The organism is Erwinia tasmaniensis Et1/99 (genome assembly GCF_000026185.1).
Taxonomy (GTDB): domain Bacteria; phylum Pseudomonadota; class Gammaproteobacteria; order Enterobacterales; family Enterobacteriaceae; genus Erwinia; species Erwinia tasmaniensis.
Genome location: NC_010694.1, coordinates 1,955,703 through 1,972,426, shown reverse-complemented (window position 1 = coordinate 1,972,426; position 16,724 = coordinate 1,955,703). Strand labels below are relative to the sequence as shown.

The 16,724-nt window shown below is 53.9% G+C and carries 17 protein-coding genes; 12 read left to right on the top strand and 5 right to left on the bottom strand.

All coding sequences use genetic code 11. From position 1 onward, the window contains the following. Window positions 1-76 precede the first annotated feature (76 nt). A complete protein-coding gene (locus ETA_RS09795) occupies window positions 77-2,461 on the top strand; it encodes a TonB-dependent receptor domain-containing protein (RefSeq protein WP_012441471.1) in 2,385 nt (794 codons plus the stop codon). Window positions 2,462-2,508: 47 nt separating this feature from the next. Here the strand turns inward: ETA_RS09795 and ETA_RS09790 are convergent, their stop codons facing one another. Both ETA_RS09790 and ETA_RS09785 read right to left on the bottom strand, forming a co-directional pair. Continuing rightward, a complete protein-coding gene (locus ETA_RS09790; RefSeq protein WP_012441470.1) occupies window positions 2,509-2,802 on the bottom strand; it encodes a SelT/SelW/SelH family protein in 294 nt (97 codons plus the stop codon). A gap of 100 nt (window positions 2,803-2,902) precedes the next feature. Then, entirely contained in the window at window positions 2,903-3,535 is a 633-nt protein-coding gene (locus tag ETA_RS09785; protein WP_012441469.1) for a TetR/AcrR family transcriptional regulator, read from the bottom strand. Between the two features lie 105 nt (window positions 3,536-3,640). Between ETA_RS09785 and ETA_RS09780 the strand changes: the two genes are divergently transcribed. Further along, entirely contained in the window at window positions 3,641-4,303 is a 663-nt protein-coding gene (locus ETA_RS09780) for a DUF3313 domain-containing protein (RefSeq protein WP_012441468.1), read from the top strand. Between the two features lie 51 nt (window positions 4,304-4,354). Here the strand turns inward: ETA_RS09780 and ETA_RS09775 are convergent, their stop codons facing one another. Further along, complete coding sequence (locus ETA_RS09775; protein WP_012441467.1) at window positions 4,355-5,254, bottom strand: LysR family transcriptional regulator; 900 nt, start codon at window positions 5,252-5,254, stop codon at window positions 4,355-4,357. A gap of 98 nt (window positions 5,255-5,352) precedes the next feature. Beyond that, a complete protein-coding gene (locus tag ETA_RS09770; protein WP_042959313.1) occupies window positions 5,353-5,748 on the bottom strand; it encodes a (R)-mandelonitrile lyase in 396 nt (131 codons plus the stop codon). A gap of 349 nt (window positions 5,749-6,097) precedes the next feature. Between ETA_RS09770 and ETA_RS09765 the strand changes: the two genes are divergently transcribed. The 6 genes from ETA_RS09765 (at window position 6,098) to ETA_RS09740 (ending at window position 10,386) form a co-directional block, all read left to right on the top strand. Continuing rightward, window positions 6,098-7,285, top strand: a complete 1,188-nt coding sequence (locus ETA_RS09765) for an aminotransferase-like domain-containing protein (protein WP_012441465.1) — start codon at window positions 6,098-6,100, stop codon at window positions 7,283-7,285. Window positions 7,286-7,369: 84 nt separating this feature from the next. After that, window positions 7,370-8,023, top strand: coding sequence for an SDR family oxidoreductase (locus tag ETA_RS09760; protein ID WP_012441464.1), 654 nt, complete (start codon window positions 7,370-7,372; stop codon window positions 8,021-8,023). 228 nt (window positions 8,024-8,251) lie between these two features. Continuing rightward, window positions 8,252-8,461 carry a glycine zipper 2TM domain-containing protein gene (locus tag ETA_RS09755; RefSeq protein WP_012441463.1) on the top strand — a complete coding sequence of 70 codons (210 nt, stop codon included), beginning with the start codon at window positions 8,252-8,254 and terminating at the stop codon, window positions 8,459-8,461. A 108-nt stretch (window positions 8,462-8,569) separates the two neighbouring features. Continuing rightward, entirely contained in the window at window positions 8,570-9,043 is a 474-nt protein-coding gene (locus tag ETA_RS09750; protein WP_012441462.1) for a GNAT family N-acetyltransferase, read from the top strand. Between the two features lie 55 nt (window positions 9,044-9,098). Beyond that, the gene (locus ETA_RS09745; RefSeq protein ID WP_012441461.1) at window positions 9,099-9,560 is read left to right on the top strand and encodes an acetyltransferase; all 462 of its coding nucleotides are present in this window, start codon (window positions 9,099-9,101) and stop codon (window positions 9,558-9,560) included. A 76-nt stretch (window positions 9,561-9,636) separates the two neighbouring features. Continuing rightward, on the top strand, window positions 9,637-10,386 hold the full coding sequence (locus ETA_RS09740) for a 5'-nucleotidase, lipoprotein e(P4) family (protein WP_042958903.1): 750 nt from the start codon (window positions 9,637-9,639) through the stop codon (window positions 10,384-10,386). Window positions 10,387-10,474: 88 nt separating this feature from the next. On the opposite strand, the gene ETA_RS09735 is transcribed toward ETA_RS09740, so the two are convergent. After that, window positions 10,475-11,944, bottom strand: a complete 1,470-nt coding sequence (locus ETA_RS09735) for a catalase (RefSeq protein WP_012441459.1) — start codon at window positions 11,942-11,944, stop codon at window positions 10,475-10,477. Between the two features lie 295 nt (window positions 11,945-12,239). Between ETA_RS09735 and ETA_RS09730 the strand changes: the two genes are divergently transcribed. The 4 genes from ETA_RS09730 (at window position 12,240) to ETA_RS09715 (ending at window position 16,724) form a co-directional block, all read left to right on the top strand. After that, window positions 12,240-13,457: a nitrate regulatory protein gene (locus ETA_RS09730; protein ID WP_042958902.1), complete on the top strand. Its 1,218-nt coding sequence runs from the start codon at window positions 12,240-12,242 to the stop codon at window positions 13,455-13,457. Window positions 13,458-13,742: 285 nt separating this feature from the next. Further along, entirely contained in the window at window positions 13,743-15,005 is a 1,263-nt protein-coding gene (locus tag ETA_RS09725; RefSeq protein ID WP_012441457.1) for a CmpA/NrtA family ABC transporter substrate-binding protein, read from the top strand. A gap of 45 nt (window positions 15,006-15,050) precedes the next feature. Then, window positions 15,051-15,914: a nitrate ABC transporter permease gene (gene ntrB, locus ETA_RS09720; protein WP_012441456.1), complete on the top strand. Its 864-nt coding sequence runs from the start codon at window positions 15,051-15,053 to the stop codon at window positions 15,912-15,914. Window positions 15,915-15,926: 12 nt separating this feature from the next. Beyond that, on the top strand, window positions 15,927-16,724 hold the full coding sequence (locus tag ETA_RS09715) for an ABC transporter ATP-binding protein (RefSeq protein WP_012441455.1): 798 nt from the start codon (window positions 15,927-15,929) through the stop codon (window positions 16,722-16,724).

Here is a 16,724-nt window from a genome sequence, read left to right as displayed (position 1 = left end):
ATGTCGTTTGGGGCTTTTACTCCCGTAATGGAAGCCATGCCTGAGCCGATACCCATAATATATTCAGGTATTTACTATGTTTAATTTATCAATACGTCAGGGATTTTTGCACAGCTCAATGATGATGGGAACGCTGTTTAGCGCCGCCGCAACGTCCAGCAGCGTGATGGCACAGCAAAACGACGGGGCGCCTGGCATCCCCACCAGCCAGCAACAAAAGGCAGCGCCCGCGTCTGACGAGGCGCTGATGACGGTACTCTCTCCACCGGTCAAGAAGGTGGCCGGTAGTACCGTGAGCATCAACGCCGCCGAAATGCAGCAGCGCGGCGTTAACGATTTTGGCTCAATCATGCGCTACCAGCCGCTGATCGGCGCGGTCGGCAGCAGCGGGGGTTCCGGCAGCGGAAAAAGCGGTTTCGACCGTGCGGGCTATGCGGGCTATAACATTCGTGGCCTGGAAGGTAACCGGGTGGCGCTCGACGTCGATGGCATTCCGCAGCCGGACGCCACCGGGCGCAGCTACGCCGGTCGGGCAGGAGTGAATACCTTTGGGATCGGGCGAGATTACATCGATCCGTACCTTTACGGACGGGTGGATATTGAAGCCGGGGCCACGGCAACATCGCGTGCTAACACGGCACTCGGCGGCTCTGTATCCTTCCAGCCGAAATCAGCGGATGATTATCTGCTGCCCGGCAAACCGAGCTATTTCGGCTATCAGAGCGACTACGACTCTTCGAACCGCAGCTGGCATAGCGGCATTACCGCCGCCATGGGCGATGACACGCTGCGCGGGCTGATCGCTTACAGCCGCCGCGATGGCCAGCAAACCCGCAATAACAGCGGCGTGCTGGATGCTTATCCCGCCAACTGGCATTCTGATGCGGTACTGGCTTCGGGGATTTGGCAGCCCAACGATCAGCACCGGCTTATCGGTACGGTTGATTTTTACAGCAAGGTGAATCATACCCGCTATGACAGCTGGAACAGCAGGTCAACGGCGGTTCTGGGAGATGCTAATCAGCAAAGCAACACGCGCCGCTGGGGAGTCAGCCTGAAGGATGAATGGACGCCGGATAACAACGGGATCGATTCTCTGAGCAACAAAATCTATTTCCAGCGTACCGAAGCGCATGACAATACGCTGTCGCCGCAGGAGCCGATTTCCAGAGGCTATCAGCGCACCTATTCTGATTACAACGTGAATATATGGGGTTATGAAGCCCAGCTGGCGAAAACGCTCGGCCGCCACACTCTTTTAAGCGGCGTCAACGCCAGCGTTGCGGAGACCGAACGGCCTTTCAGGCAGTCGCCAACGCAGTCGGTAACCAAACCCCAGGCCGACAGCCGCACGCTGGCGCTGGGGGCCTTTGTACAGGACAGCATGCAGTTTGATATCGCGGGTCACGGTCTGGTTGTGGTTCCGGGGTTGCGCGTGGCTCATCAGGAAACCAAACCGCAGGATGTGGGTAATTTGGCAGCAGGCACCGCCGTGCTGACACCTGAGGTTGCGCAGTCACTTTACGGCAAGACTAACAGTGATACTCAACTGCTGCCCTCCATTAGCTTCAACTATGATCTTACCCCCGGCCTGATGACTTACCTCCAGTACAAGCGCGGTGCGCAGTTCCCAAATGCCAACCAGCTCTACGGCTCCTGGAATCTGGGGAGTAACTATATCCCCGGCGCACAATATGCTTTAGTGGGCAGTACCGAACTTGATACCGAAACCAGCAATAACGTCGAGTGGGGCGTTAAGGGGCAGGTCAGCGAAGGGGTGACGTTAAACGGCTCGCTGTTTTACAACACCTATAAGAATTTTATTGCTTATACCCGCTACACCCGCGCCCAAAGTCCTGAAAAGTTCGTGAATGTTCCATCAAACCTGGCAACGATTTACCAGGCGGAAAACCGCGATAAGGCCTACATCTGGGGCGGGGAAATCAGTACCAAAATCAATTACGGAACTTGGTTCGAAGAGGTGAATGGACTGAACACGACTTTTGCCCTTGGTTACAGCCAGGGTAAATCTAAGTCCAGCTATAGCGGTGATAAGTATGTCGACCTGGATAGCGTAGCCCCTGTTAAGGCTATCGTTGGCATGGGCTGGGACGATCCGTCGCAGCGTTTTGGCGCGGCCGTCACCGCAACCTTTGTCAAAGGCAAAAAGGCAGAGGCCACTAACCGCGAATCTTACACCAATAATGGCAGTTCCCTGACCGATCCGAGCAGCGAATATACGCGCGTTCCGGGTTACGGAGTCGTGGATCTCAGCGCATGGGTGAAAGTGAGCAAAAACGTTAAGTTAAGTGGCGGTGTTTATAATCTGACCGATCGCAAATACTGGGACTACCTTAGCAGCCGCGATCTTACAGGACAGACCGCTCGCGATCGGAACGACCGTGCATTAGCCGTGATGCCGGGCCGTCATTTCCAGCTGGGCGTTAATGTCGATTTTTGACAAGGACCATGACGTTTTTCAGGCCGCGCCACGCGCGGCTTTTTTTATTACGTTTTCTCGGTATGGCCGTCGATATGTCCGAGGTCACGCTGCGGGAAGCAAACGGCTCGCAGGCGTCGCTTGATCTCGGCGGCATCCGGGAAGCCAATATCCACTTTACGATCCCAGATAAGCTGTCGATCGACGCGTATTTCATAAATCCCGCCCGTGCCGGGGATCAGCGTCACCCCACCCAGGTCGGTGTTAAAAGTGTGCAGCAGCTCCTGGGCCATCCAGCTGGCGCGCAGCATCCAGTTGCACTGGGAGCAATAGTGAATGGTAACGGTAGGCAGAGCAGTCATCATGCTTCCTCTCGCGATCTCAACGCGCAAAAAATTATCGCTGTTGGTGCAGCTGGTATTGAAAGCCGATTGATTTAGCAGACCTGTACCGACATTCGGGCTAATCAGCAGGTGCAGCGGCAATGGCCGCTCCGGCCATAAACATTCTTACCGCGCAGGCGGTCATTTCCTGCACTCGTTTAAGGCTTAATGGCGGCGCGGTGCGCTGATAAATACGCTCTTCGATTTCTGCCGTCAGTAAGGCGAGGAATTGCAGCGCGCGGATGCGGGGATCGCCGATACGCAGCACGCCGTTATCCATCGCGGAGGAAAGCAGCCGTGCCAGTTTTTCAACGCTTTCACGCGGCCCGGATTCATAAAACAGCATACCCATTTCCGAGCGTCCGGCTTCTGCCACCACCATGCGATAGACGGACAACGCCGTATTGTCAGTGGTCATCACGTTAAGCATCTGTTCACCAAAATGCTGCAGCTTTTCTTCCAGCGTCACGTTTTGCTTTCTCGGCAAATCGAGCGCGCTGGCGGCATCCGTAAGATGCCGGGTAGCATAGGTGCGGATCACCGCGCTGAACAGCTCCTCTTTCGACGGAAAATAGTTGTACAGCGTGGCTTTTGACCCCCCCAGACGTTTTGCCAGTTCGTTCATGGAGGCTCGTTCGTAGCCCATTTGCTGGAACAGCTGTGCGGCAGCGGCAACAATCGCCTCCCGGCGCGCTTCAGTGCGGACTTTCATCGCATTTCTCATGAAAAATAAATCCGAGTGTACATTCTATTGACAGAAAAATCCTGCCAGGGCATAAATAAACCGTACAGTACGGTACACTTATGAGGTTTCCCAATGTTGACCCAGATACGGCCTTTTCAATTCGTTATTATCCTGCTCTCACTGACTTTAGCCGGTTGTGCAGGCACTCAGCCCCCTCGTTATGCAGGATTAGCCAGCGCAGAACAGCTGCGGCCTAATGAGGGTGACAAGGCTTACCGGGAGCCGTGGCGTACCGGCAGCACCATTGACTGGCGTAAGTACCGCGAAGTGACGCTCGATCCGGTCGTTATTTATAGCGGTGCAGATAATCAGCTTGGCGATTTAAGTCAGCCTGACCGGGCGGAACTGGCGGACTACTTGTACCAACGTCATGCCGAAATGCTTAAAACACGCTTCACTTTTGGCAAGCGCCCCTCCGATCGCGGGTTACGCATCAGGTTGACGTTAACAGGGGCTGAGACCACCACGCCGGTGATTGGCACTTTCACAAAATTTGACCTGGCAGGCGGGCCCTACAATATCGTGCAGGCGGTGCGGGGAAGGGAGGGGTTAATGACTGGCTGGGTGAGCTATGCGGTGGAAATTTATCAGGCTGATAACAATCAATTGTTACAGGCATACATCACTAAACAATATCCGAATGCGATGAACGTCAGTGCAAGTATTGGTTCACTCGCAGCCGCCAGGGTAGGCATTGATAAGGGTGCCGACCAGCTGTTGTCCATGCTGGAGTAAACGTAATTTCCGTCAACCAGCGGGCGGCCATCGTGCCGCCTGTTTACACACTTAAGCCGATCGGGGATAGCGCAGGGCCTCAATCAAACGGGCAAATGCCAAGGTATGCTGTTTGCGGCTGGGATAGTAAAGATAATACCCGGTGAAAGGTTCAGACCAGTCGGTCAATACACGCTCTAAGCGGCCATTCTCCAAATGAGCATTAACGGCATCTTCCGGCACGAAGGCTAACCCCAATCCGCCGATGGCCGCCTCAATGCGCGGCTCCAGGCTGTTAAAAATCAGCTGTCCTTCCACACGTACCCGTATTTCTCTGCCTTCTTTTTTGAACTCCCAGGCATAAAGATCGCCCATCGTGGGCAGGCGTAAATTGATGCAGGAGTGATGCTGCAAGTCCTGCGGCGATTGCGGCCGGCCGTGGCTGGAGAAATAATCTGGCGAACCGACCACGGCCATGCTCCAGTCCGGCCCGATGCGCACGGCGACCATGTCCTTAGCCACCTGCTCCCCCAGACGGACTCCGGCGTCATAACGGCCGCTGACAATGTCGGTCAGGGTATTGTCGACGGTGATTTCGACATTGACGTCGGGATATTGCTTTAAAAAGGGGTGTAGCGCGGGCCAGAGGGTCGTTTTTACCGCATGATGGCCGGCGTTGAGACGAATATTTCCCGCCGTCTTCTCACGCATTTCGCTCATAGCAACAAGCTGTGACTCTATCTCTTCCAGCCGGGGGGCAATGGCATTGATCAGCCGTTCACCCGCTTCCGTTGGCGAAACGCTACGCGTGGTGCGAGTGAGAAGGCGCAGGGCCAGCCGTTCTTCGAGTGCACGGATCGAGTGGCTGAGCGCCGACTGTGACACGCCCAGTCGGGCCGCTGCCCGGGTGAAGCTGCGTTCCCGTGCTACCATCATCAGGGAAATCAGATCGTTGAAATTATCCTTTAACACGCTTCACCCTCTCATTCGCCGTTACGCCGCATTCAACCAGTGTAGCGCTACCTTCAACCAAGACGAAAAAACTCAAAAAGGTGGCGCTGCTGCGGTCTTTACTGCCGGTACTGTTCGTCGGAAACCTGCTCCAGCCAGTCCACAACTTTACCTTCCTGCGCTTCGGCAATTGCGATATGGGTCATGGCGGAATCGGCAGCGGCCCCGTGCCAGTGTTTCACCTCCGGGCGGATCCAGACGATATCACCCGCGTTAATCGCCTGAGCTTCCTGCCCCCACTCCTGCACCCATCCCTGGCCGGCGGTCACGATCAACGTCTGACCAAGCGGATGGGTATGCCAGGCCGTGCGTGCCGAGGGTGAAAAGGTCACCGTCGCACCGCCAACCCGTGCCGGTTCACTGGCGTTGAACGGTGCGTTTATCTTCACCGCGCCGGTAAAGTAATCTGCCGGCCCGTCGACCGTGGGTTTGCTGCCGTGCTTAATAATCTCGATCATCAATCTCTCCTCTGTTCAGTGACGTGGCCGTGCGCTGCTGATGCGCCTGCCGCCGTCCGGTCTCAATGAATGACTGCTTAATCATAAGGTATTTCGCCGGGCGCATTCAGTACGCATGGCAGCTAAACGTCATGAGATGAATTCATTAATAGTGCAAATTCTCTACCATCGCGGGTTATTGCCGCGGCTTGCCGCCTGTCACGCCGTACCGTCGCAGACCTGCCGCCCGTGCACCCGCATCTGGTCATCGGTTAATTGCTATCAAACTGGGCTAAGTGATTGACAATACATAGAGAGTTCTCATAACGTGAATGACCGCCTGATATCATTGTAGAGAATATGGAATATGACCACGCGTTATGCTGACAGAATGGAGGGCGTGAAGCCTTCGGCCATCAGGCAGCTGCTGCAGTACGGGGCCGACCCGAACATTATCTCATTCGGTGGCGGTTATCCCGACGCCAGCCTGTTTCCCGCCAGCGAATTACAGGCAATTTTTACCGAGCTGCTTTCCGGGCCGGGTGAACTATCTTTGCAATACACCCATTCTACCGGTATGCCCAAGCTAAGAGAGCAGATAGCGGCCAGAATGGCGGCTGACGGCGTGACGACCGAACAAGATAATGTATTGATATTGCAGGGAAGTCAGCAAGGACTGGATTTGGCAGCCAGGCTGCTGATCAACCCTGGTGACCTGGTGGCCACCGAAGCGCCCACTTTTCTCGGCGCGCTGATCGCCTTCAATCCCTGTCAGCCTGAATATCTCGCTATCCCAATGGATGAGGATGGCATGATGACCGAGGTGCTGGAGCAGCAGCTCCAGGCCGGCAGGCGGATCAAACTTCTTTATACCGTGCCGGACTTCCATAATCCCACCGGGATTACCCTGTCGCTGGCGCGCCGCCGCCATCTTATCCGGCTGGCGAATCAGTACGACTTTATTATTCTTGAGGACTCGCCTTACCGTGAGGTGCGCTATCAGGGGGAAAAGGTCGCCACCCTGAAAAGTATGGATAGTGAAGGGCGGGTGATCTACTTTGGCAGCTTCTCGAAAATTCTTGCACCTGGCCTGCGTCTGGGCTGGTCGGTTGCCTCTTCTGAAATCACGGAAAAGCTCGGTCTGCTGAAGCTGGCGGCGGATACGCAGTGCAGCACGCTCAATATGGCCGCGGTGTCGCTTTATCTTGAACGCCACGATCTTGACGCACATATTCAGGTCATCAAAGCGCGCTATCTGGCTAAAAAAGAAACGATGATGTCGGTGCTGAAAAGCGAGTTCCCGGCGGACATCCGTTACACCAATCCGCACGGTGGGCTGTTTACCTGGCTGGAATTCCCTGAAAGCTTTGATAGCGAGAAGTTTATGCTCGAGTATGCGGTGCCGCAGGCCAGGGTTGCCTGGGTGCCGGGGGCGACCTTCTTCCCGACGCAACAGCGCAAAAACTTTGCCCGCTTCAGCTACTCCACGCACAGTGAAGAAAAAACGCTTCAGGGGATGTCAGCGCTGGCCCGGCTGTTGAAGAAACATCTGTAATTTTCTGGCGCACCGCACGGAGATCGAAAGCGATTTACCCTTAGTCAGCTAAACTGGTTGCTGAATCGCAATCCGGAGGAACTGATGAGCAAAGTATTTATTATTGGTGCGGCGGGAAACGTGGGTCGCCGTCTGGTAAAACGCCTGGTGCAGCACGGGCATCAGCCCGTGGCGCTGCATCGTCAGGCAGAGCAGGGTGAACAGCTGAAACGGCTCGGCGCGCTCCCCGTCAACGGCAGCCTGACCGACGTCGACGAGGGCGATTTTTCCGGGCTGATGCAGGGGTGCGACAGCGTGATATTCACCGCCGGAGCAGGTGGGAAAGGTGGCGAGGAGAACACCAACGCCATTGATGGCCGGGGGCTTGAGCTGGCTGTTACGGCCGCGCAGCAGGCTGGCATCTCGCGCTTCCTGCTGGTTTCTGCCTTTCCAGAAGCCGGGCGCGGACGACAGCCGTCACCCGGTTTCGAGCACTATATGGCGGTGAAGAAGCAGGCAGACGTGCATCTGGCCGCGAGCGATCTTGACTGGGTGATCCTGCGACCCGGCACGCTGATGGATGACGCTGGTAATGGTAAAGTGAGCGCCGGACTGGCCGTTCCTTACGGCAATATTTCCCGCGACAACGTGGCGGCCGCGCTGGTCGCGCTGGTCGAACAGCCGCAGGTGAAGCGCGTCATTATTGAGCTGACGGATGGTGATACGCCTGTGGACGATGCGATAAAAGCGCTAGCCTAAGCTGTTGTCGGGGCGCGGCGGGATAATACCTGCTGTGATTAACATTCTGTCGCGCCAAAGTATCGGAATAAGGGGTCAAAGACCTTATTCTCGGAATCTTTACCTGTGAAAGCTCCTCGCTAAGCATTATATTCCGCACAGAACACGGCAGGCGTTAAGCCGCGTTGAAAAGAGTGAGAGTGAATGGCTGACTCTTATATTTCATAATGACTATGTGGCGAGATAAACATGCTGTTAAAACGCAGTGGTACTATTGCAGTTGTTCTGTTGATAACGTTTGCCGTATCGGCCTGTGGCATGTCTCATCGCGGCAGGAACACCGCTATCGGCACGGGCGTTGGTGCAGTCGGCGGTGCCGTCCTGACGGGCGGCAGCACATGGGGAACTCTCGGCGGGGCGGCGATAGGCGGTATCGTCGGTCATCAGGTTAGCCGTTAACTCTTGGGGTGTCGGGGGCGGTGAATCTGCTCTCCGGCACCCGTCTTTGCCGGTTGTGCGACCAATAGTCCAATTCACTTAAACTTTCACTATTCAACTGGCATTTATATGGAAATGATTATCAGAAGATACCTACCCGCCGATTTTCCACAGGTTATTGCCGTTTTTCGGCGAGCGATACGCAGCATCTCTGCAAGGGATTACAGTCAGCAACAGACTGATGCCTGGAGCCAGGCCGATCCTGACGAGCTACGGCGGCGGTTAGACAGTAGCGACGTGTGGGTCGCCAGTCATGATAATATCATTGCAGGTTTCACCAATCTTGAGGCCGGCGGTTATCTCGATTTGTTATTTACCGATCCAGAATACCAGCGTAACGGCGTGGCGACATTATTGTTGGATAAGCTGGAGCGGGCCGCGATTGAAAAAGGGCTGACGCATATCATGACTGAAGCGAGTATCACGGCCAAACCCTTCTTTATGCAGCGAGGCTATCAGCTGGTAGAGCAGCAGAGCGTAGTCGTGCGTGGTCAGGAATTTATCAACTTCCGTATGCGCAAGCCTCTCCTGTCGTTGGGCTAATAAGATTGCACCGAAACAGCCAAAACTGATACCAATTGTTCAAAGGGATTGAATAATGACTGTCAACCTTCGACGTTCGCGCCAGGATGAAGCAGAACAACTCCTTGCTATCTGGTGCCGTTCAATAGACGAAACGCACGATTTTTTATCACCCGCAGACCGGAAGGCGATTGAATCAGAGCTACGTGATTTTTTGCCTGACGCACCGCTATGGGTTGGCGTGACCTCTCAAGATCGCCCGATTGCCTTTATGCTGCTGTCAGAACATCATCTGGAGGCCTTATTCGTCGATCCTGATGCGCGCGGGGGCGGCGTTGGCAGGCTGTTGGTGTCCCATGCACTGACATTGATCCCAACGCTAACCACTGATGTTAATGAGCAAAATCATCTGGCGGTAGGATTTTATAAAAAGCTGGGGTTTGTCGTTACCGGAAGATCGCCGACCGACGATCGGGGACGTCCTTATCCGTTATTACATTTAAGTTACTGTCACCCTTCCTTCATAAAAAAAGTGTAGATGTTATTATCTCAGCAAGGCGGAGTAGGAAGATTGCACGTCTTGTATGTGAATTTTAATGTTTGAGAGGGAAATTATGCACGTTTTACCAAAGTCGATACTTTTGACACTGTCGTTCGCCAGCGCGTCAGTCTTTGCGGCACAGACTTCATCGACCTGTCCTGTACAGAATTATGACATGGCACTGCGCTACCAGCAGAAATCTGCCGAAGTCATGGCCCTACAGCTACAGACCTATCGACTTGCTCAGGAACGTTTCGATCAGAAGGTCAGTCAGTTAAGCGCGCCGGAAAAAGCCGCAGTGGTACTGGATTTGGATGAAACGGTTATTGATAACAGCGCCCTGCTGGTGAGAGATGTTGAGAAATGCCATGACTATACCCAGTGGGATACCTGGAACAGTTGGGAACAGCACGGTAATCCCACTCTGATCCCAGGGGCAAAAGCCTTCCTCGACAATGCAGATAGCAAAAAGGTCCGTATTTTTTATGTTTCCGATCGCTTTGAGAAAAATAAAGCTCAGACTATCGCAACATTAAAAAAATTAGGGCTGCCACAGGTTTCTGAACAGAATATCTTGCTGGATACTGAACCTAAAGAGCAGCGCAGGCAGAAAATAATGCACGATTACCAGATCATCATGCTGTTTGGTGACAGTTTGCCTGACTTCGCGGTACAGTTTAAACCTAAGAAAAGTGCTGACAGCCAGCGTCAGTTAGTCACAGAGAGCGCCAAACACTTCGGCGACGACTGGTTTGTACTGCCAAATGCCGGCTATGGTGCCTGGTCTAAATACGAGACCGAGGCGTGGAAAGAGAATAAATAACGGTCATCCGCGCCTGTCTGTTTCATCTGCCCCGCAATACCGACAAAAAAAAAGCGCCCCTTTGGGGGCGCTTTCCGCTGGTAAGGCATTAACCGCGTTTCGCTCTTTCCTGCAATACGTTGGCCGCAATACGATCGCCCGTAGCCTTATCGATATTACGCCAGTACTCGAACGCGCGTGAAAGGACCGGTTCTTCCACACCGTTCAGCAGGTGCCCGGTGACATTATTCACCAGACGGTCACGCGCAGCGGCATCCATGACTTTGTTAACCAAATCATTGGCCTGGCCGTAATCATCATCATCGGCGCGCAGGGTGTAGGCAGAGCGCACCATATCCCCCTGGGAAGACCAGGTCGAATCCGTTGGATAGCGTTCGCCGTCTGCCGCAGGCCCACCTTTTGAATTAGGTGCATACACCGGATCGGAAACGGGGGTGATGCGCATCGCGCCGTCTTTGCTGTAGCTGTTCACCGGTGACTGAGGCGCGTTGACCGGGATCTGCTTGTAGTTCACCCCCAGTCGCGCGCGGTGAGCATCGGCATAGGCAAAGATACGACCCATCAGCATTTTATCCGGGCTCAGGCCAATCCCCGGCACCAGGTTATTCGGCTCAAATGCCACCTGCTCAATTTGCGCGAAGTTATCCGTAGGATTGCGATCCAGCACCAGTTTACCGACCTTGATCAGCGGATAGTCGCTATGCGGCCAGACTTTGGTAAGGTCGAACGGGTTGTAGCGGTAGGTTTCGGCATCAGCAAACGGCATGATCTGCATGTGCAGCGTCCAGCTTGGTGCATTGCCACCCTTTATCGCGTTAAACAGATCGCGCGTGTGATAGTCGCCATCCTGACCGGCCAGCGTATCGGCATCTTCCTGGGCCAGAAAATCAACGCCCTGGTCGGTTTTAAAGTGGTATTTCACCCAAAACTTTTCGCCCTGGGCGTTGACCCACATATAGGTATGGCTGGAATAACCATTCATATGACGCCAGGTTTTTGGAATGCCGCGATCCCCCATCAGCCAGGTAACCTGATGGGCAGACTCTGGAGATAACGTCCAGAAATCCCACTGCATATCATTATCACGCAGGTTGTTATCCGCACGGCGTTTCTGGGAGCGGATAAAATGCTGGAATTTCATCGGGTCGCGGATAAAGAACACCGGAGTGTTATTCCCGACCATATCGTAATTACCTTCGCTGGTATAAAACTTTATGGAGAAGCCGCGCGGGTCACGCCAGGTATCCGGACTGCCGCGTTCACCCGCCACGGTAGAAAAGCGCATCACCACATCGGTTTTTACGCCGGGCTGGAAGAGGGCGGCCTTCGTATATTGGCTAACATCTTCAGTCACCTCAAAGTGACCGAAAGCACCGCTGCCTTTGGCGTGTGGCTGACGCTCCGGAATACGTTCACGGTTGAAGTTGGCCATCTGCTCGATCAGGTAATGATCGTGCAATACGATAGGGCCATCGGGACCGACGGTTAAAGAATGCTCGTCACTGGCTACAGGAATACCCGCGTCAGTTGTTGTTGGCTTACGCACGTCATCGCTCATTGCTTATACTCTCCATGTTTCAATGGTTATTGCTGCTGTAAGAGTAGTACATAAACTCTGAAAATGGGTCGAGCTTTGCGTATTTCTTAATCAACTGATTGCATTAGGCTTAGGATGATACTTCGCCGCCGGCCACAGCCAGATAATCCCTGGGTTTGATCTGTGCTACAGAGGGCGACGGCCATAAGGTGGGGTCATTTAAGCTGGCTTTTTCATCTTCAACTTTTATGACTCTCTCCCATGGCATAGTTCTTGCTATTCAATCAATATGGTTTTTTTATTTACAGGTTCGACTATGGCCCTCTCAGCTCTGGATTTTCTCCTCGCTTCAAAGAAAAGTGAAATCACTGGTCTACAGCAGCTATTGCAGATGGGAAAGTTGGTAGGGGCGATAAGTCAACTGGTCCACGTCCTGCAAAGAGAGCGCGGCACTGCTAATATCTATCTTTGTTCGCAGGGTAAAATGTGGGGCGATCGGCTGTATGGTCGGGCTTTAAAGGTTCAGCAGGCGGAGCAGATAGTGCATCAGCAGCTAGCCGAATTAGATCCAATGAACTCTGGCTTATCGAACGCTTCACGTCTTTTTAGCCGCATCGCCGCCTTTTTACACAGCCTGAGCACGCTGCCGTTGTTAAGAAAACAGGTACAGGAGCTGACGATCGGTCAGCCAGAGGCCATGCTGCAATATTGTGAGGCGATCCGCACCCACCTGGCGCTGATCTTTGAGGCCGCTGACGCGTCGTGCGACCCACTGATTTCACGTTCGTTGCTGGCTATGTTCAGCTTTATGCAGGGAAAAGAGCTTGCCGGTCAGGAACGCGCGCTAGGCGCCGCCGGTTTTGCTGCCTGTCATTTTACCGACCGTACGCATCAGCAGCTTCTCGATCTTATTGACGGGCAGGAGCGCTGTTTTCAAACTTTCTTCGAGTTTGCCGATGCCCGTTGTGTGGCACTTTGGCAGCGGCAGTTAGCCCATGACAGCAGCGAGTTTGAGCGTTTGCGGCGTATCGCCTGCACGCTGGTAACGCCGATTGGGCAGCCGCAGGAGCTGGCGCTGCGCTGGTTTGAACTGGCCACTACGCGCATTGACGGCATGAAACAGGTTGAAGAACGGCTGGAAACCATTCTTATGGCGTGCTGTCGCCAGCGTATCCTTGACGCCGAAACTTCACGGCTGCGTCAGGAAAAAGAGATGGTACTGATCCCCCCCCATGACAATCACTACCCGGCGCTTATCCCCCCGCAGCTGAGCCGCTCAATCCTGGAACTTGTCCAGCAGCAGTCTCGCCAGTTACAGGCTCAGGATGCAGAGCTGGCAAATTTGAGATCGACGCTTGCCGAGCGCAAGCTTGTTGAACGAGCAAAGGGACTATTAATGCAACATCACGCAATGACAGAACCACAGGCACATAAGGCGCTGCGCGAGATGGCGATGAAACAGAACAAAAAGCTGGTGGAAATTGCTGAAGCCATCATCTCGGTAGCCGCCGTACTGGGCAAGACCTCTTTGTGAGAACCTATGAATTGCCTGCACTGTTAGTGTGCCATCAGGCGGTGCATGATTAACCGCAGCAGTGCAATAGCGATGTTTTAGCAAGTCTGATTTTTAGCAAACCATTGATATAAATCTATTTTTGAGTTGTTGGCATACATCCTGCATAATAAAATTCACATTATGTACTAGGCCAATGGCGGTTTAGTCGTCATCTCGGATAAAGGCGTCCGTTAGCGTTCAGAAAACTGAATGCTAACCGGACGCTTTTTTTTTGCTCTTTTTTCAACGTCACGGGAAGCTGCAATGGCGCAAAACGATAGAACACCTGAAAGGTCGCTGACTCGCCGCCGGTTTATAGCAGGAAGCGCAGCGCTGGGCACCAGCATGATAATGCCGGGCTTTATGAACAGCGTTTGGGCCGCCGGATCGGATGCACCAGAGAAGAAAGAGATTCGGGTCGGCTTTATTCCTCTGACCGACTGCTCTTCTGTGGTGATGGCGGCAGTGAAAAAGTTTGATGAGAAATATGGTATCAAAATCACACTGTGCAAGGAGTCAAGCTGGGCATCAGTGCGAGACAAACTGGTGTCGGGTGAGCTGGATGCCGCACACGTCCTGTACGGGCTGGTCTATGGGCTACAGCTCGGCGTCTCCGGGCCGCAGCACGATATGGCGATGCTGATGACGCTCAATCAAAACGGGCAGGCGATCACCCTGTCAAATCAGTTAAAAGCCGCCGGGGTGACGGACGCCGCGGCGTTGAAAAAGCGGATCGATGCCAGCGCTAAGGGAACCTATACCTTTGCGCAGACGTTCCCAACGGGTACGCACGCCATGTGGCTTTATTACTGGCTGGCAAACGCCGGTATTCATCCGTTTAACGATGTGCGTAACGTTGTCGTACCGCCGCCGCAAATGGTGGTGAATATGAAGACCGGCAATATGAACGGCTACTGCGTGGGCGAGCCATGGAACCAGCGGGCCATTCTCGATGATATTGGCTATACCGTCGCCACCACACAGGAGATCTGGCCAGATCATCCCGAAAAAATTCTTGGCACAACCTCCTCATGGGTTGCGGAAAATCCCCATTCTGCCCGCGCGCTGACGGCTGCGGTGCTTGATGCCTCGCGCTGGATAGACACCTCGAATGCTAACCGGATCGAAACGGCGCAGGTCGTCGCGGCGCGTGCCTATGTCAACACCTCGGTTGAAACCATTCAGGGGCGGATGTTGGGCGATTATGAAAATGGTTTGGGGAAAAAATGGAAAGACGCCCACGCCATGCGCTTCTTCAACGACGGGGCGGTCAACTATCCCTATTACTCTGACGGCATGTGGTTTCTCACTCAACACAAACGCTGGGGGTTACTCAACACAGACCCTGATTATCTGGCCGTTGCACAAAAAATCAATCGTATCGAAATCTACAAACAGGCCGCTACGGCGGTGGGCGGTATCAACCTGCCCGCACACGATATGCGCAGCAGCACCCTGATTGATGGGAAGGTCTGGGATGGCAGCAATCCCGCTGAGTATGCCAACAGTTTTGCCATGAAACGCTAAGTGAGGCCAGAGATGTCTATAAACTCAAAAAGCAATGTCGTTGAAATGACCGAGCCTGTGCACGCAGAGGTCGTGGTGCTCAAAACCGCGCCCGCTAAGCCGGGAAAAAACGCCTACCGTTTCCTGAACCGTCAACTTATACGCCGCATTGGGCAGAGAATCATTCCGGCAATACTGGGGTTGGTGGTGCTGTTAGCCATTTGGCAGATTGCGGCGCTAAGCAGTAAGGGTTTTCCCACTCCGCTGAAAAGCCTGGCAGCGGCGAAGGTCATTTTTGCCGATCCGTTTTACATTGCCGGGCCTAACGACATGGGGATTGGCTGGAACCTGTTGGCGTCACTGAGGCGCGTGGCCACCGGCTTCGGATTAGCGGCGATGGTGGGTATTCCTGCCGGTTTCCTTATCGGCCGCTTTCATTTTATCGCCAATATGTTTAATCCGATCATTTCGCTGCTGCGCCCGGTGAGTCCGTTGGCGTGGCTGCCTATCGGTCTTCTGTTGTTCCAGCGCGCAGAACCCGCGTCGGCGTGGACCATTTTCATCTGCTCAATCTGGCCGATGATCCTTAATACCGCTGAGGGCGTCAAACGCATCCCGCAAGATTATCTCAACGTGGCACGGGTGCTGAACCTCAGCGAATTCACCGTGATGCGCAAAATTCTTTTCCCGGCGGTATTACCTTACATCCTCACCGGGGTGCGCCTGTCCATCGGTATTGCATGGCTAGTTATCGTCGCGGCAGAAATGCTGACCGGCGGCGTGGGGATTGGTTTCTGGATCTGGAACGAATGGAACAACCTCAATGTGGAAAACATCATTATTGCCATTGTACTCATTGGCGTAGTGGGCATGGTGCTTGAGCAGGGGCTTATGGCTATTGCCCGCCGTTTTAGTTACGACAACCGCTAGGAAAAGCCGGATATGACAAATATAAAATCCATTATTCGCGTTGAAAACGTCAGTCAGAGCTTCAGCACGGCAAAAGGGCCATTTCTGGCACTCGACAATGTGAGTTTTTCTATCGCTGAAGGCGAGACCGTCAGCCTTATCGGTCATTCTGGCTGCGGGAAATCCACCTTACTAAACCTGATAGCCGGGCTAAGTCGTCCGAGTGAGGGGGTGCTGCTTTGCGACAATCGGGAAATTACCGATCCTGGTCCTGAACGCGGCGTGGTCTTTCAGAATCACTCGCTGCTGCCCTGGCTATCGACCTACAACAACGTTGCACTGGCCGTCAACCAGGTCTTTAAGGGGGTGATGAGCAAAAGTGAAATGCATGACTGGATAGTACACAACCTGGAACTGGTGCATATGGGCCACGCGCTGGACAAGCGCCCCGGCGAGATTTCGGGCGGCATGAAGCAGCGGGTAGGTATAGCCCGCGCGTTAGCGATGAAGCCGAAAGTGCTGTTGATGGATGAACCCTTTGGCGCATTAGACGCTTTGACCCGTGCCCATTTGCAGGATGCGGTGATGAATATCCAGATGCGTCTTAAGACAACCATTCTGCTTATCACCCATGACGTCGATGAAGCCGTGCTGCTATCAGATCGGGTCATGATGATGACCAACGGCCCTGCGGCGAAGGTTGGCGAGATTTTACAGGTTGACCTGGTGCGCCCACGCTCCAGGTTAGCGCTGGCGAACGACCCACTATTTCACCAATATCGTCAGCAGGTACTGCAATTCCTGTATGAAAAACATCAGGCGGTCGCCTGA

Bases quoted from the DNA above. Each gene is read 5' to 3' on its own strand.
- ETA_RS09795 (WP_012441471.1), top strand. From the start codon at position 77: ATGTTTAATTTATCAATACGTCAGGGATTTTTGCACAGCTCAATGATG.
- ETA_RS09790 (WP_012441470.1), bottom strand. From the start codon at position 2,802: ATGACTGCTCTGCCTACCGTTACCATTCACTATTGCTCCCAGTGCAAC.
- ETA_RS09785 (WP_012441469.1), bottom strand. From the start codon at position 3,535: ATGAAAGTCCGCACTGAAGCGCGCCGGGAGGCGATTGTTGCCGCTGCC.
- ETA_RS09780 (WP_012441468.1), top strand. From the start codon at position 3,641: ATGTTGACCCAGATACGGCCTTTTCAATTCGTTATTATCCTGCTCTCA.
- ETA_RS09765 (WP_012441465.1), top strand. From the start codon at position 6,098: ATGACCACGCGTTATGCTGACAGAATGGAGGGCGTGAAGCCTTCGGCC.
- ETA_RS09760 (WP_012441464.1), top strand. From the start codon at position 7,370: ATGAGCAAAGTATTTATTATTGGTGCGGCGGGAAACGTGGGTCGCCGT.
- ETA_RS09755 (WP_012441463.1), top strand. From the start codon at position 8,252: ATGCTGTTAAAACGCAGTGGTACTATTGCAGTTGTTCTGTTGATAACG.
- ETA_RS09750 (WP_012441462.1), top strand. From the start codon at position 8,570: ATGGAAATGATTATCAGAAGATACCTACCCGCCGATTTTCCACAGGTT.
- ETA_RS09745 (WP_012441461.1), top strand. From the start codon at position 9,099: ATGACTGTCAACCTTCGACGTTCGCGCCAGGATGAAGCAGAACAACTC.
- ETA_RS09740 (WP_042958903.1), top strand. From the start codon at position 9,637: ATGCACGTTTTACCAAAGTCGATACTTTTGACACTGTCGTTCGCCAGC.
- ETA_RS09735 (WP_012441459.1), bottom strand. From the start codon at position 11,944: ATGAGCGATGACGTGCGTAAGCCAACAACAACTGACGCGGGTATTCCT.
- ETA_RS09730 (WP_042958902.1), top strand. From the start codon at position 12,240: ATGGCCCTCTCAGCTCTGGATTTTCTCCTCGCTTCAAAGAAAAGTGAA.
- ETA_RS09725 (WP_012441457.1), top strand. From the start codon at position 13,743: ATGGCGCAAAACGATAGAACACCTGAAAGGTCGCTGACTCGCCGCCGG.
- ntrB (WP_012441456.1), top strand. From the start codon at position 15,051: ATGACCGAGCCTGTGCACGCAGAGGTCGTGGTGCTCAAAACCGCGCCC.
- ETA_RS09715 (WP_012441455.1), top strand. From the start codon at position 15,927: ATGACAAATATAAAATCCATTATTCGCGTTGAAAACGTCAGTCAGAGC.